The following is a 13,818-nucleotide window of genomic DNA, read 5'->3' on the forward strand; positions in this document are numbered from 1 at the left end:
GGCTCGCCGCGGTGCGCGCACCGCGGCGAGCGCGGGGAGGGCGCGTGCGCGCACCGCGGCGAGCCCGCGCTCGAGGTCGCGGAGGACGGCGTCGTATTCCCCGAGCACGCTGCAGACCCTGCTGCGCCTCGTCCCCTTCGTCGGCGACTCCCTGCCCCGGCTGGTCGGCGGCATCGCGGTCGCGCTCGTGGCGAGCCTGGTGTCGCTGGTCATCCCGATCGTCCTGCAGCAGCTCGTCGACGGGCCGCTGGGGGACGGAGCGGCCTCCGCCGGCTCCGGCGACCTCGGGCCGCTGATCGGCCCGGTCGCCGTCATCCTCGTGCTCGGCGTCGTCGAGGCCGGTGCCATCGCGCTGCGCCGCCGGATGGTCCTCACCCCCAGCACGCGGATCGAGGCGCGCATGCGCTCGGCGCTCTACAGCCGCCTGCAGGACCTCCCCGTCTCGTTCCACGACCGCTGGCAGAGCGGGCAGCTCCTGTCGCGGGCGATGAGCGACCTCAGCCTCATCCGCCGCTGGATAGCCTTCGGCTTCGTCCTGCTCGTGGTCAACGCGCTGACGATCGTCGTCGGCTTCGGCGTCCTCGTCTACTGGAACCCGATCCTCGGCGTGCTCTTCGTCGTGTGCTCGATCCCGGTCTGGATCTACGGGTTCGCGTTCGAGAAGCGCTACTCGAGCATCGCGCGCCGCAGCCAGGACCAGGCGGGCGACCTCGCCACGACCGTCGAGCAGTCGGTGCACGGCATCCGCGTCCTGAAGGCCTTCGGCCGCCACCAGCACGCGCTGGAGAACTTCGCCGGCCAGGCCGAGAAGCTCCGCGGCACCGAGATCGACAAAGCCCGTGCCATCGCCGGGATCTGGCTCGTCCTCCTGCTGGTGCCGGACATCGCGTTCGCGCTCTGCCTGCTCGGCGGGGTCTGGCTCGCCGCGGCCGGCCAGCTGAGCGTCGGCGAGCTGTTCGCCTTCTTCGCCACCGCGACCGTGCTGCGCTGGCCGGTGGAGTCGATCGGCTTCCTCCTCTCGATGACCTTCGACACCCGCACGGCGGTCGACCGCTACATCGAGGTGATGGACAGCCGGAACACCATCACCGACCCGGAGGACCCCGAGACGATCCTCGAGCCGCGCGGCCGGGTGCGCTTCCGCGACGTCCACTTCCGGTACCAGGACGCCCCCGAGCGCTACCGCGACCTCCTCGACGGCGTCGACCTCGAGGTCGAGCCGGGCGAGACGATGGCGCTGGTCGGCATCACCGGCTCCGGGAAGACGACGCTCACCGCGCTGCTCCCGCGCCTCTACGACGTGACCGGCGGAGCCATCGAGCTCGACGGCGTCGACATCCGCCGGCTCCGCCGCGACGAGCTGCGCACGCACATCGGCATGGCGTTCGAGGACGCGACGCTCTTCTCCACCAGCGTGCGCGAGAACGTCCTCCTCGGCCGACCCGACGCGACCGAGGAGGAGCTGCTCGAGGCCCTCGAGATCGCGCAGGCCGACTTCGTCCACCGCCTTCCCGAGGGCCTGGACACCAAGGTGGGCGAGGAGGGGATGAGCCTCTCCGGCGGCCAGCGCCAGCGCCTGGCCCTCGCCCGCGCGGTGGCCGCGCGTCCGGCGGTGCTCGTCCTCGACGACCCGCTCTCGGCGCTCGACGTCGACACGGAGGCGCGCGTCGAGGCGGGGCTGCGCCGCGTGCTCGGCGACACCACGGCGATCATCGTCGCCCACCGCCCCTCGACGGTGGCGCTCGCCGATCGCGTGGCACTGATGGAGGAGGGCCGCATCACCGCGGTCGGCACCCACAGCGAGCTGCTCGCGAGCAGCCCGCACTACCGCTTCGTCATCTCGAGCCTCGAGGAGGACGAGCTGACCCGGCCCGCCGGGACCGAGCGCATCGGCTCCCGCCCCACGACGACCCACCAGGAGACGCGATCATGAGCACGCTCGGTTCCTCCGAGGAGCGCGACGACCTCAGCAGAGCGGAGTCGGCGGCCCTGCGCCGGCGCTCGCTGCGGCTGCTCGGCTCCCTGCTGCGGCCGCTCCGGCTGCGGCTGGTGCTCACCGCGGTCGTGGTCGTCGTCGCGACCGCTGCCCAGGTCGCGGGACCGGCGCTGATCGCGGCGGGCATCGACAACGGCCTGCCCGCGGTCCTCGCGGGGAACGCGGTCCCGCTGGCGGTCACGGTCGGCGCCTACATCCTCACCGGACTCGTCGGCGCGCTCCTGGTCGCCTGGTACACCGTGCTCTCCGCGCGGGTGAGCCAGGCGATCCTGATCGACCTGCGCAAGCGGGTCTTCCTGCACACCCAGAAGCTGAGCCTGGAGTTCCACGAGAACTACACCTCCGGCCGGATCATCTCGCGCCAGACCAGCGACCTCGACTCCATCCGCGAGCTGCTCGACTCCGGCATCAACCAGCTGGTGCAGGGTGCGCTCTACATGGGCTTCGTCGCGATCGCCCTGGTCTCCCTGGACGGCGTGAGCGGCATCGTGCTCGCCTGCGCCCTGGTGCCGCTCGCGCTGCTCACCCGCTGGTTCCAGAAACGGTCGCAGGCGCTGTTCCGCGGCACTCGCGTCGCCTCGTCGCGGCTCATCGTGCAGTTCGTGGAGTCCATGACCGGCATCCGCGCCGTGCAGACCTTCCGCACGCAGAAGCGCAACGAGTCCGTGTTCGGCGGGGTCGTCGAGCAGTACCGGCTCGCCTACAAGCGCGTCTTCGGGGTGTTCGGCACCTTCGACCCCGGGCTCGTGCTGATCGGCAACGTCACCGTCGCCGTGGTGCTGTTCATCGGCGGCGTCCGCGTGCTCGACGGCGGGCTCGAGATCGGCGCGCTGCTGGCGGTCCTGCTCTACACCCGGCGCTTCTTCGACCCGGTGCAGGAGATGGCGATGTTCTACAACTCCTACCAGTCGGCGGCCGCCGCGCTCGAGAAGATCTCGGGCGTGCTGGCCGAGGAGCCGAGCGTCCCGGATCCGGCCCGCCCGGTCGACCTGCGCCAGGCGCGGGGCCGCCTCGGCTTCGAGGGCGTCCGCTTCGCCTACACCGCCGACCGCGAGGTGCTGCCGCGCTTCGACCTCGACATCCCCGCCGGGCAGACCATCGCCCTCGTCGGGTCCACGGGCGCCGGCAAGACGACGCTCGCCAAGCTGATCTCGCGCTTCTACGACCCGAGCGACGGCGTGGTGACCCTCGACGGCGTGGACCTGCGGCAGCTGCACCCGAAGGACCTGCGGCGCGCGATCGTGATGGTCACCCAGGAGGCGTACCTCTTCTCCGGATCCGTCGCCGACAACATCGCGATCGGGCGGCCGACCGCGTCCTACGACGAGATCGTCCGGGCCGCGCAGGCGGTCGGCGCGCACGAGTTCATCCAGGCGCTTCCGGACGGCTACGACACCGACGTGAACAAGCGCGGCGGCCGCGTCTCGGCCGGTCAGCGCCAGCTGATCTCGTTCGCCCGCGCGTTCCTGGCCGACCCGGCGGTGCTGATCCTGGACGAGGCGACCTCCTCCCTCGACATCCCGAGCGAGCGCCTGGTGCAGCAGGGCCTGCAGACGCTCCTGGCGGACCGCACGGCGGTCATCATCGCGCACCGCCTCTCGACGGTCGCGATCGCCGACCGGGTGCTGGTGATGGAGCACGGCCGCATCGTCGAGGACGGCACCCCGGAGGCGCTCATCGCCGGCGAGGGCCGCTTCGCCACCCTGCACGCGGCCTGGCGGGACTCGCTCGTCTGATCGGCTGCTGCTCGCGACTCACGTCCCGGAGCCGCTCCCGGCTCAGGGGCGCCAGCGGGCGCTGCGCACGTCGACGCGCCAGCCGCCCGGCGTGACGACGAGGGGCGTGCCCTCGCGCTCGTACTCCCGGCGGGCGCGCTCCTCGTGGCCGACCGGGGGCGCTCCTCCCGCGCGGACGACGCGCCACCAGGCGGTGTCGGAGCCGTAGCGGGCCATCACCGTGCCGACCGCGCGTGCCGCACGCGTGCCGAGGACCGCGGCGATCTCGCCGTAGGCCATCACGCGTCCGGGCGGGATCGAGGCGACCACCTCGAGGACGGCGGAGACGAAGTCGGCCGGCTCCGCTGCCTCCGGCGCCGCGCTCAGAGCGTCAGCGCCCCGATGTTCTCGCCGTACTGCGTCTCGCCGACGACCTCGAAGCCGATCCAGCGGAAGAACTGCTCCGGGCCGTCCTCGCCGGACTCCCAGATCACCGTGAGGGTGTCGAAGCCGCGGGCGCGCGCTTCGTCGGCGGTGGCGCGGACGGCGAAGGTGCCCACGCCGCGGCCCTGCTTCGCCGCGTCGATGTTGATGCGCCAGATGCAGCTGCGGAACTCCTCCGCCGCCTCCGGGTCGAAGTGCGCGTGGATGAAGCCGACCAGCTCGTCGCCGTCCATCACGGCCCGCTGCCAGGAGGCGCCCGGGTCGATCACCGCGGCGGCGGCGGAGTAGGAGACCGGCGCGATGAACTGCTCCTGGCCGGGTTTGAGGCTCAGACCGTTCACGGCGGAGATGTTCGAGGCGGACAGCTCTTCCAGGCGGAGGTCACTCATGCCGTCACTGTACCGGCGGCGCAGGACGGCGGGCATCCTCCTGTCGGGCGACGTGCGCCGGCCCCGGCGCGGACGATCGAGAACTGTCTCGACATCGAGACAGTTCGGGCCTCGGGTAGGCTGGCGGAGGCCATCCGGAGCGGTGCAGAGCCGCCCGTCCCGCACAGGTGCGGGGTCATCGACACCATGGGAGAGCAATGTCCAAGATCAAGGTTGAGGGAACGGTCGTCGAGCTCGACGGCGACGAGATGACGCGCATCATCTGGCAGAAGATCAAGGACACCCTCATCCACCCGTACCTCGACGTGAACCTCGAGTACTACGACCTCGGCATCGAGTACCGCGACGAGACGGACGACCAGGTCACGATCGACGCGGCGCACGCCATCCAGAAGCACGGCGTCGGCGTGAAGTGCGCGACCATCACCCCCGACGAGGCCCGCGTCGAGGAGTTCGGCCTCAAGAAGATGTGGAAGTCGCCCAACGGCACGATCCGCAACATCCTCGGCGGCGTGATCTTCCGCGAGCCGATCATCATCTCGAACATCCCGCGCCTGGTCCCCGGCTGGAACAAGCCGATCATCATCGGCCGCCACGCGTTCGGCGACCAGTACCGCGCCACCGACTTCGTCTTCAAGGGCAAGGGCACGCTGACCGTCGAGTTCACGCCCGAGGACGGCTCCGAGCCGATGAGGTTCGAGGTCTACAAGGCCCCGGACGACGGCATCGCGCAGGTCCAGTACAACCAGGACGCGTCGATCCGCGACTTCGCCCGCTCGTCGCTGAACTACGGCCTCTCGCGCAATTACCCGGTCTACCTCTCCACCAAGAACACGATCCTCAAGGCCTACGACGGCCGCTTCAAGGACATCTTCGAGGAGATCTTCGAGACCGAGTTCAAGGAGCGCTTCGACGCCGCGGGCCTCACCTACGAGCACCGCCTCATCGACGACATGGTCGCCTCGACCATGAAGTGGGAGGGCGGCTACGTCTGGGCCTGCAAGAACTACGACGGCGACGTCCAGTCCGACACCGTCGCGCAGGGCTTCGGCTCGCTGGGCCTGATGACCTCCGTGCTCTCCACGCCCGACGGCAGCGTCGTCGAGGCGGAGGCGGCGCACGGCACCGTCACGCGCCACTACCGCCAGCACCAGGCAGGCAAGCCCACCTCGACGAACCCGATCGCCTCGATCTACGCCTGGACGCGCGGCCTCGCGCACCGCGGCAAGCTCGACGGCAACCAGGAGCTCATCGACTTCTCGCTCACCCTGGAGGACGTGGTCATCAAGACGGTCGAGTCCGGGAAGATGACGAAGGACCTCGCCCTGCTCGTCGGCCCCGAGCAGGGCTGGCAGACGACCGAGGAGTTCCTCGCGACCCTCGATGAGAACCTGAAGGCCCGCATGTCGGCCTGATCTCCGGCTTCAGCAGACGCGTCCGGCCCGCACGATCCACGGATCCTGCGGGCCGGAGGCGTATCCGGGCCCGGTGGGACGCGCCCTTGCCGAGCGCCTCAGAGCGCCCGGGCGAGGTCCTCCATCGCGTGGAGCGGATCGGGCCCCGACGGCATCAGCACGACGCTCGACGCACCGGCCTCGTGCAGCAGGCCGATGCGGCGACGAGCGTCCTCGGGAGTGCCCACGACGGCCAGCTGGTCGACCCAGGCGTCGGGCAGGTCGCGGACGAAGGCGGCGCGGTCGGCGCTCTCGGCCCGCAGGCGGGCGAAGTCCTCGGCGAAGGGGAGCGGCTCGATGTGCGGCGCCCAGTCCGGCTCGCCGATCCACTCGAGTCCCGGCCGGACCGCGTCGCGCGCGGCGGCCGCGTCGTCGTCCACGGCGGCCACGTTGTAGGCGACGATCCGTCCGGTGCCGCCCAGGTGGCCGCGGGCCGCCGCGAGGTACTCCGGAGTGACGGGCTCGGCCAGGACGACCCCGTCGGCGATCCGGCCCGCGAGCGCCAGCGACTTCGGTCCGCGGACGCCGGCCAGCAGCGGCGGCACGACGGCGGGCGGCGACTCCAGGACGAGGCCGTCCACGTGCACGTAGCGGCCGGAGCGGTCGGTGCGCTCGCCGGAGAGCAGCGAGCGGATCGCGTCGAACTGCTCCTCGAGCAGGGTGAGCGGGCTGCGCGGCCAGACGCCGAGGCCGCGCATCCAGTGCGGCATCCCGTGCCCGATGCCGGCGTGGACACGGCCGGAGAACAGTTCGCCGAGAGTGCCGAGCTCCATCGCGGTGAAGGCCGCCGTGCGCACGGCGGCGGGCAGGATGCCGATGCCGACGACGATCCGCTCGGTGGCGGCGAGCACCGCGCCGGCCTGGGCGATGCCGCCGCGGAAGCCGAGGTCCTCGACCACCCAGAGCTCGTCGAAGCCGAGCTCCTCGGCGCGGCGGGCGTAGACGAGCACCTCGGAGGCGGGGAGATCGCGGGGGAGCAGGACGCCGACAGCGGTGTCGGAGGAGGAGGCGCGCATCCGGCCAGCGTAGGGCGTGCGGACACGCGGAGGGCCCGCCCGCACGATCGCGGACGGGCCCTCGCTCGTCGTCCTACTCGGCGGCCGCCTCGCCGATCCGCACCTGCTCGGGGCGGGCGGTCGAGACGACCTCGATGCGGCGGGGGCGCGCCTTCTCGCTGACCGGGATGGTCACCGAGAGCACGCCGTTGTCGTAGGACGCGGCGATGCGCTCGGTGTCGACGCCCTGGCCGAGGCTCAGCTGGCGGACGAAGGTCGCCGACTGGCGCTCCCGGGTGATCCGGGTGACGTCGTCGCCGCCCGCGACGGTGCGCTGGGCGCGGATGGTGAGGAGCTGCCCGTCCACGTCGACGTCGACCGACCCGGGGTCGATGCCGGGGAGGTCGGCGGTGAGGACGTAGTGGTCGCCGTCCCGGTACAGGTCGATCGGCATCCGGCGGGGCCCCTGGCCGGAGCCGAGGAGGGCGGTGGCGAGGCGGTCCAGCTCGCGGACGGGGTCGTAGGTGACAGCCATGAGATCACTCCATTCAGTCGTGCAACGAAGAGTTCCAAGAGTTGAGCCGACCCGGCTCAACGCGATTAAATTAGCACTCGGGGAGGGGGAGTGCCAACGGATCGGCCCCCTTCAGCGTCGACTTCGTTACCTGTTCGTAACAAAGCTGGGCAATCGAGTTCGTAGGGTCGTTTCTGTGTGGAAACCGATCCGGTTCCCAGCGAATGTGAGTAAGGACATCGATTGCCGATCCACCTGTCCCACCGACCACCCGTCCGCCGCGCTGAGAGGCGCATCCTCGCGGGCCTCGCCGTCCTCGGAGTCGCCGCGACCGCGGCCTTCGCCACCACCGGCGCCAGTGCCGCCCCTCTCGCCGGCAGTGCCTCGCTCGTCGGCGGGCTCTCCGTCGGCCAGAGCTTCGACGACGGCGACTACGTCGTCACCCTCGTCGAGCCCTCCGCGGCCACCTACCAGGGCAGCGATGCCCGTTTCGCCCGCACCGCGCCCGTCGACGGTGCGCAGCTGCAGGCCGCCTCGGCTCCGGTGGAGGACTACTCCGCCCACCTCGAGCAGCGCCAGGAGGACGTCGCCTCCGCGGTCGACGCCGCCATCGGCTACCACTACACCGTCGCCCTCAACGGCTTCTCCGCGACCCTCTCGGGCGAGCAGGCGGGCGAGCTCGCGAGCCGCCGCGACGTCGCCCAGGTCCGCAAGGTCGAGAACCTGAAGGTCGACCGCGCCGCGCAGGCCTCGCCGCTCGCCGCGGCCGCCGCCGGTACCCCCGTGCCCGACACCGGACAGCAGCGCTCCACCGACTTCCTCGGCCTCGAGGGCGAGGCCGGCGTCTGGCAGAAGCTGGGCGGCATCGACAAGGCGGGCGAGGGCGTCGTCGTCGGCGTCATCGACTCCGGCATCGCGCCCGAGAACCCCTCCTTCGCAGGCGCGCCCCTGGCGACCTCGCCCGGAGCGGCCCCCTACACGGACGGCACCACCACCTCCTTCGTGAAGTCGGACGGCGGCACCTTCGTCGGCTCCTGCTCGCCGGGGCTCCCCGCTTCCGAGCAGTGGGACGGCGACGAGTGCAACCAGAAGCTCATCGGCGCACGCTGGTTCCTCGCGGACGAGGAGGTCGGCTCGACGGACAACCCCGAGTACCGCTCCCCGCGCGACGCCGACGGACACGGCTCGCACACCGCGAGCACGGCAGCCGGCAACAACGGCGTCGAGGCGAGCGTCGACGGCTACGACTACGGGAAGATCTCCGGAGTCGCCCCGGCCGCCAAGGTCGCCGCGTACAAGGTCTGCTGGAACGGACCCGACGAGGGCACCGACGACGACGACTTCTGCTCCGGAGCGGGCATCCTCGCGGCCATCGACGCCGCGACCAAGGACGGCGTCGACGTCATCAACTTCTCGATCGGCGGCGGCTCGGCCACCTCGACCCTGACCGCGATCGACGAGGCGTTCCTCAACGCCGCCGCCGCCGGCGTCTTCGTCGCGGCCTCGGCCGGCAACTCGGGTGCGGGCGCCTCCACGCTCGACCACGCGTCGCCCTGGTACACCACGGTCGCCGCGTCCTCCATCCCGACCTACACCGCGACCGCCGCTCTCGGCGACGGCCAGAAGTTCGTCGGAGGATCCATCTCGGTCCACGAGGACGTCACCGGACCGCTGGTGAACAGCGCCGACGTCGTCCGCTCGGGCGCCGAGAACCCCGCCATCTGCGAGACCGGCACCCTCGACCCCGACAAGGTGAAGGGCACGATCGTCGCCTGCACCGCGGGCGTCACCGCGCGCGTCTCCAAGTCGGCCGAGGTCGAGCGGGCCGGCGGCATCGGCATGCTGCTGCTCAACCCGACCCCGAACGCCCTGCACGTCGACGACCACTCGGTCCCGAGCATCCAGATCGACTCGCAGGCCTACCAGGCGATCACGACCTACGCCGGCACCGCCGGTGCGACCGTGACCCTCTCCGAGGGCAACTCGTCCGGAGCCTCCATCCCCGTCCCGCAGGTCGCCGGCTTCTCGTCGCGCGGACCCGCTGAGGCGGACGGCGCCGACGTGCTGAAGCCCGACCTCACGGCGCCCGGCGTCGCGATCCTCGCCGACAGCTTCAACGCCGAGGGCGACGACCCCGCCTTCGCGTTCGAGTCCGGCACCTCGATGTCGTCGCCGCACGTGGCGGGCCTCGGCGCGCTGATCCTCGGCGCGACCCCGAAGGCCTCGCCGTCCGCGGTGAAGTCGGCCATGATGACCTCCGCCTACGACAGCGTCGACCAGTCGGGCGCCGCGTCCGAGGACGTCTTCGCCCAGGGCGCCGGACACGTCGACCCTGCCGCGTTCCTCGATCCCGGACTGCTCTACCAGAGCGGCACGGAGGACTGGATCGCGTTCCTCAAGGGTGCGGGCTACGTCTTCACCTCGAACCCGGTGATCGACCCGATCGCCGCGATCGACCCGTCCGACCTCAACCAGGCCTCGATCGCGATCGGCGCCCTCGCGGGCACGCAGACCGTGACCCGCACGGTCACCTCGACCGGCGCGGGCACCTACACCGCCTCGGTCGACGGCCTCGCCGGGATCGACACCGTCGTCTCGCCCTCGACCCTCTCCTTCACGGGTGCGGACCAGACGGCGGAGTACACGGTCTCCTTCACCACCGGCTCGGCGGCGCTCAACCAGTTCGCCACCGGCTACCTGACCTGGGCGAGCGCGGAGCACGACGTCCGCAGCCCGATCGCGGTGCGCCCCGTCCTGCTGGACGCGCCCTACGAGGTCTCCGGCACCGGCTCGACCGGCACCGGCACGGTGACGGTCACGCCCGGCATCACCGGCGCGCTGCCGCTCACCGCGAGCGGTCTCGCGGAGGGTGTCCTCGCCGAGGACGCCACCGCCGCCGACGGCCACTCGGCGACGCTCCCCACGGGGAAGTCGCTGACGACCACCGTCGTGGTGCCGGAGGGCGCCGAGTTCGCCCGCTTCGACCTCGACTCGCTCGACGACGCGGCCGACCTCGACCTCACCGTCACCAGCGAGAGCACCGACAAGGTCTTCACCTCGGCGACCGGCTCGGCCGACGAGCGCGTCGACATCGCCGACCCCGCTCCGGGCGAGTACACGGTCCAGGCCGATGTCTACTCGACCGCTCCGGGATCCTCGACCGTCACGTTCGACTTCCGCAGCTTCGTCATCACTCCGGAGAACGGTCTCGGCTCGCTGAGCACCGACCCCGCCGTGGTCGACGCCGTGCAGGGCGAGCCGATCGCGTACGCGGTCTCCTGGTCGAACCTGGCGGGCCCGGCCCGCTACCTCGGCCGTGTCGCCTACACCGATTCGGGACTCGCGACGCTCGTGAGCGTCGACGTCACCGAGGCGGTCACCCCCACCCCGACGCCGACCGCGACTCCGGAGCCCACGGGCACCCCGGAGCCGACCGCGACGCCGACGGCCGGCCCCACCGCCGGACCGGGGGAGCCCACCTCCACGCCGACCGCCGGACCGGGCGCGCCCGGCCACGGCGCCGGCGGCCTCCCGTCGACGGGCTTCGACGGCGGTCTCCTCGGAGCCGCCGCCCTCGCCCTCCTCGGTGCAGGTGCTGTGATCACCGGCCTCCGACGCCGCGCCCTGGCGCAGCGTGAGGCGGGCGCCGCGGAGTAGTCCTCCGCGACCGCCGCGAACGGCCGTCCCCCTGCTCCTTCCGGAGCGGCGGGGGCGGCCGTTCGCCGTTCCCGGTCGGGGAGGCGGAGACGGGGCGGATCGTGGTGCGGGCCGGGAGCAGGACCGGCCGGGCTGCGTGGGGAACGGCTCGAGAGGGGAGGCGGGAGGGGGTCGGGGGAGAGAGCGGCGATCAGGCGGGGCGGAGCACCTTCGACTGCGGGCCCGGCGGCGCGATCGGCCCTGGATCCCGCTGCGGTAGCGCATCGCCGGCGGCGCATCGACGGGAGAGCGCAGTGGCGACAAGCGGCTGCGAGCCTGGACGACGCGTTCGGTTCCGCTCCGGGGCGGCGGCGAGCGCACGGGGACAGCGGTGCACCCTCGGGGACAGCGGTGGACGGCTCCGAGCGAGCGCCCCCTCGGCCTGAGCGGCCGCCGTCAGGATCAGAGGGAGCGGCGTCCCGCGATGACGCCGGAGACGACGGCGAGGACGCCGAAGACGATCGCGACGACCGGCTGGCCGAGGTCCAGCCACGCCAGCGCGGCGGCGCCCATCACGAGCAGCTCGATCAGCGAGCGGCCGTAGACGTCGATCGCGAGGACCGCGCGCGGCGACAGGAAGAGCGCCCAGATCAGCGCGGCGACCACCGGAGCGCCGATGCCGAGGACGATGTTCCACGGCAGGTCCCACGACGCGAAGCCCCAGAGGGCGAAGGTCGCCAGCGCGACGAGCTCCAGGAGGAACCGGAGGATCGCGTTCGGGCCGATCCTGATCTCGGTGCCCGCGGTGTCCGCTCCTGCTCGATTCACGCCGACCATGCTAGCCGCCGGAGGTCAGCGGAAAATGATGGTGCGGGCCCCGTCGAGGAGCACCCGGTCCTCCGCGAACCATTTGACCGCCTGCGTGAGCGTGCGGCTCTCCTCGTCCTGCCCGATGGCCACGAGCTGGGCGACCGAGTGCGAGTGGTCCACGCGGACGACGTTCTGCTCGATGATCGGCCCCTCGTCGAGGTCGCTGGTGACGAAGTGCGCGGTCGCCCCGATCAGCTTGACGCCGCGGGCGTGCGCCTGCTTGTACGGGTTCGCGCCCTTGAAGCCCGGCAGGAACGAGTGGTGGATGTTGATGGCGCGACCGGCCAGTCGCGCGCAGAGCTCGGGGGAGAGGATCTGCATGTAGCGCGCCAGGACCACGAGCTCGACGTCGTGCTCCTCGACGACCTCCAGCACGCGCTCCTCGAACCCGCGCTTCGACTCCGGCGAGACCACGGGGCGCGACTCGAAGGGCACGCCGTAGAACTCGGCGAGGTCGCGCAGGCTGCCGTGGTTGGACAGGATCATCGGGATGTCCACCGCGAGCTGCCCGGCGCGCTGGCGGAAGAGCAGGTCGTTGACGCAGTGCGCGGCCGTGGAGGCGAGGACGAGGGTGCGCAGCGGCCGGCCGACGACGTCGAGGCGCCAGGTCATCCCGTAGTGCTCGGTGATCGGCAGCAGGGCGGCGGCGAACTCCTCGCGGCTGATCGGCGACTCCACCTGCAGGCGCATGAAGAAGCGGCCGGTGTCGGCGCTCGAGAACTGCTGGCTCTCGGTGATGTTGCCGCGGGCCTGGACGACGGCACCGGACACGGCGTGCACGATGCCCGGCTGGTCGGGGCAGGCGAAGGTCAGGGTCCAGTGGTTTCCCGCGGGCCGGGCGCCGGACCACGCGGCGTCGCTGCCCGTCGGACGGGTGCTCGCGGAGGCGGGCCGGGGAGTCGCGGACGCGGCGGGTTCGGGCTGCATCCGCCCAGGATAACGGTGGGGCACGGGGCGGTCCGCGCGCCTCAGCCCGCGTCGACGGACACGACGGCGACGGGTCCCGTCCGCCCGTCCGGGGAGGAGTAGCGGACGCCGATCGTGTGCCTCCCAGGACCGACCTCCAGGGTCGCGGCGAGGACGGGGGCTCCGGGAGCGAGGGACCGCACCTGCCCGCCGTCGACCAGGAGGTCGAGGCCGTCCGCGTCGGGATCGGCGAGCACGAGCACACCGACCGCGCCCCCGCTCGACGCGGCCCGGGCGAGGAGCACCGGAGCGCGCAGGTCGACCGTCTCGGGGGCGCTGACTCCTGCAGCGGTGCGCGCCAGCACCGTGGTCGTGCCCGCGGGGAGGGGGAGCGCCGGCGCGGTCCAGGAGCCGTCGGCGTCGGCGGTGGCGGAGCCCACGCGGCGTCCGTCGGAGGCGTCCTCGAGGAGCACCTCGGCGCCGGGCGTGGCGGTGCCCCGGGCATCGGGCAGCAGCCGGCCGTCGGTGTCGAGCGCGAGGGTCGGTGCGGCCGGAGCGGGAGGTGCGGCCGGAGCGGGAGTCGTGACCGGAGTGGGAGTCGAGACCGGAGCGGAGGTGCTCGGCGCCTCTGTCGGGACCGGCGCCGGAGTGCTCGGTACGTGCGTCCCTGCCGGAGCCGGAGTGTCCGGTGGGGGAGTCACGGTCGGAACAGGAACAGGAGGAGGAACAGGAACCGGAGTGCTGGGTGCGGGGGTCGGGACCGGAACGGAGGGCAGGGCCGGGCCGTTGCCGATCGGGCCCGGCGCGGAGCTCCCGGTCGTGGTCCCCGGCGGCCCGGAGGGGGCCGGACCCTCGGTGACGGCAGGGGAGGGCGCCGGTGCGGGGCTGCCGGTCACGGC

At 72.4% G+C, this 13,818-nt stretch carries 11 protein-coding genes; 4 read left to right on the top strand and 7 right to left on the bottom strand.

Annotated features, from left to right (window positions below):
• The first annotated feature begins 109 nt into the window (after positions 1–109).
• Together C5C71_RS16660 and C5C71_RS16665 are read left to right on the top strand one after the other, a co-directional pair.
• Entirely contained in the window at positions 110–1,933 is a 1,824-nt protein-coding gene (locus tag C5C71_RS16660) for an ABC transporter ATP-binding protein (RefSeq protein WP_104338142.1), read from the top strand.
• A complete protein-coding gene (locus tag C5C71_RS16665; protein ID WP_104258297.1) occupies positions 1,930–3,732 on the top strand; it encodes an ABC transporter ATP-binding protein in 1,803 nt (600 codons plus the stop codon). The genes C5C71_RS16660 and C5C71_RS16665 overlap by 4 nt, the downstream gene beginning before the upstream one ends.
• Before the next feature lie 42 nt (positions 3,733–3,774).
• Here C5C71_RS16665 and C5C71_RS16670 read toward each other — a convergent pair whose 3' ends face one another.
• Positions 3,775–4,098: an MGMT family protein gene (locus C5C71_RS16670; RefSeq protein WP_104238475.1), complete on the bottom strand. Its 324-nt coding sequence runs from the start codon at positions 4,096–4,098 to the stop codon at positions 3,775–3,777.
• On the bottom strand, positions 4,095–4,544 hold the full coding sequence (locus tag C5C71_RS16675; RefSeq protein WP_104224946.1) for a GNAT family N-acetyltransferase: 450 nt from the start codon (positions 4,542–4,544) through the stop codon (positions 4,095–4,097). Before C5C71_RS16675 ends, C5C71_RS16670 begins: the two co-directional genes overlap by 4 nt.
• Before the next feature lie 197 nt (positions 4,545–4,741).
• On the opposite strand from C5C71_RS16675, the gene C5C71_RS16680 reads away from it, so the two are divergent.
• A complete protein-coding gene (locus C5C71_RS16680; protein ID WP_104338136.1) occupies positions 4,742–5,959 on the top strand; it encodes an NADP-dependent isocitrate dehydrogenase in 1,218 nt (405 codons plus the stop codon).
• Between the two features lie 98 nt (positions 5,960–6,057).
• Here the strand turns inward: C5C71_RS16680 and C5C71_RS16685 are convergent, their stop codons facing one another.
• Together C5C71_RS16685 and C5C71_RS16690 are read right to left on the bottom strand one after the other, a co-directional pair.
• Positions 6,058–7,014: an LLM class flavin-dependent oxidoreductase gene (locus tag C5C71_RS16685; RefSeq protein ID WP_104338137.1), complete on the bottom strand. Its 957-nt coding sequence runs from the start codon at positions 7,012–7,014 to the stop codon at positions 6,058–6,060.
• Positions 7,015–7,087: 73 nt separating this feature from the next.
• Positions 7,088–7,528, bottom strand: coding sequence for an Hsp20/alpha crystallin family protein (locus C5C71_RS16690; protein WP_104338138.1), 441 nt, complete (start codon positions 7,526–7,528; stop codon positions 7,088–7,090).
• A 222-nt stretch (positions 7,529–7,750) separates the two neighbouring features.
• Between C5C71_RS16690 and C5C71_RS16695 the strand changes: the two genes are divergently transcribed.
• Positions 7,751–11,164: a S8 family serine peptidase gene (locus C5C71_RS16695; protein WP_104338139.1), complete on the top strand. Its 3,414-nt coding sequence runs from the start codon at positions 7,751–7,753 to the stop codon at positions 11,162–11,164.
• A 441-nt stretch (positions 11,165–11,605) separates the two neighbouring features.
• On the opposite strand, the gene C5C71_RS16700 is transcribed toward C5C71_RS16695, so the two are convergent.
• Genes C5C71_RS16700 through C5C71_RS16710 form a run of 3 tightly spaced genes read right to left on the bottom strand, consistent with a single transcriptional unit; the run spans position 11,606 to position 13,620 of the window.
• The gene (locus tag C5C71_RS16700; RefSeq protein ID WP_258068762.1) at positions 11,606–11,971 is read right to left on the bottom strand and encodes a YrdB family protein; all 366 of its coding nucleotides are present in this window, start codon (positions 11,969–11,971) and stop codon (positions 11,606–11,608) included.
• A 24-nt stretch (positions 11,972–11,995) separates the two neighbouring features.
• Positions 11,996–12,940 carry a formyltetrahydrofolate deformylase gene (purU, locus tag C5C71_RS16705; protein ID WP_104227281.1) on the bottom strand — a complete coding sequence of 315 codons (945 nt, stop codon included), beginning with the start codon at positions 12,938–12,940 and terminating at the stop codon, positions 11,996–11,998.
• 41 nt (positions 12,941–12,981) lie between these two features.
• Positions 12,982–13,620, bottom strand: a complete 639-nt coding sequence (locus tag C5C71_RS16710; RefSeq protein WP_104338141.1) for an Ig-like domain-containing protein — start codon at positions 13,618–13,620, stop codon at positions 12,982–12,984.
• Positions 13,621–13,818 lie beyond the last annotated feature (198 nt).

It is taken from the genome of Rathayibacter sp. AY1C1 (assembly GCF_002932105.1).
In the GTDB taxonomy this organism is placed as follows: Bacteria; Actinomycetota; Actinomycetes; order Actinomycetales; family Microbacteriaceae; genus Rathayibacter.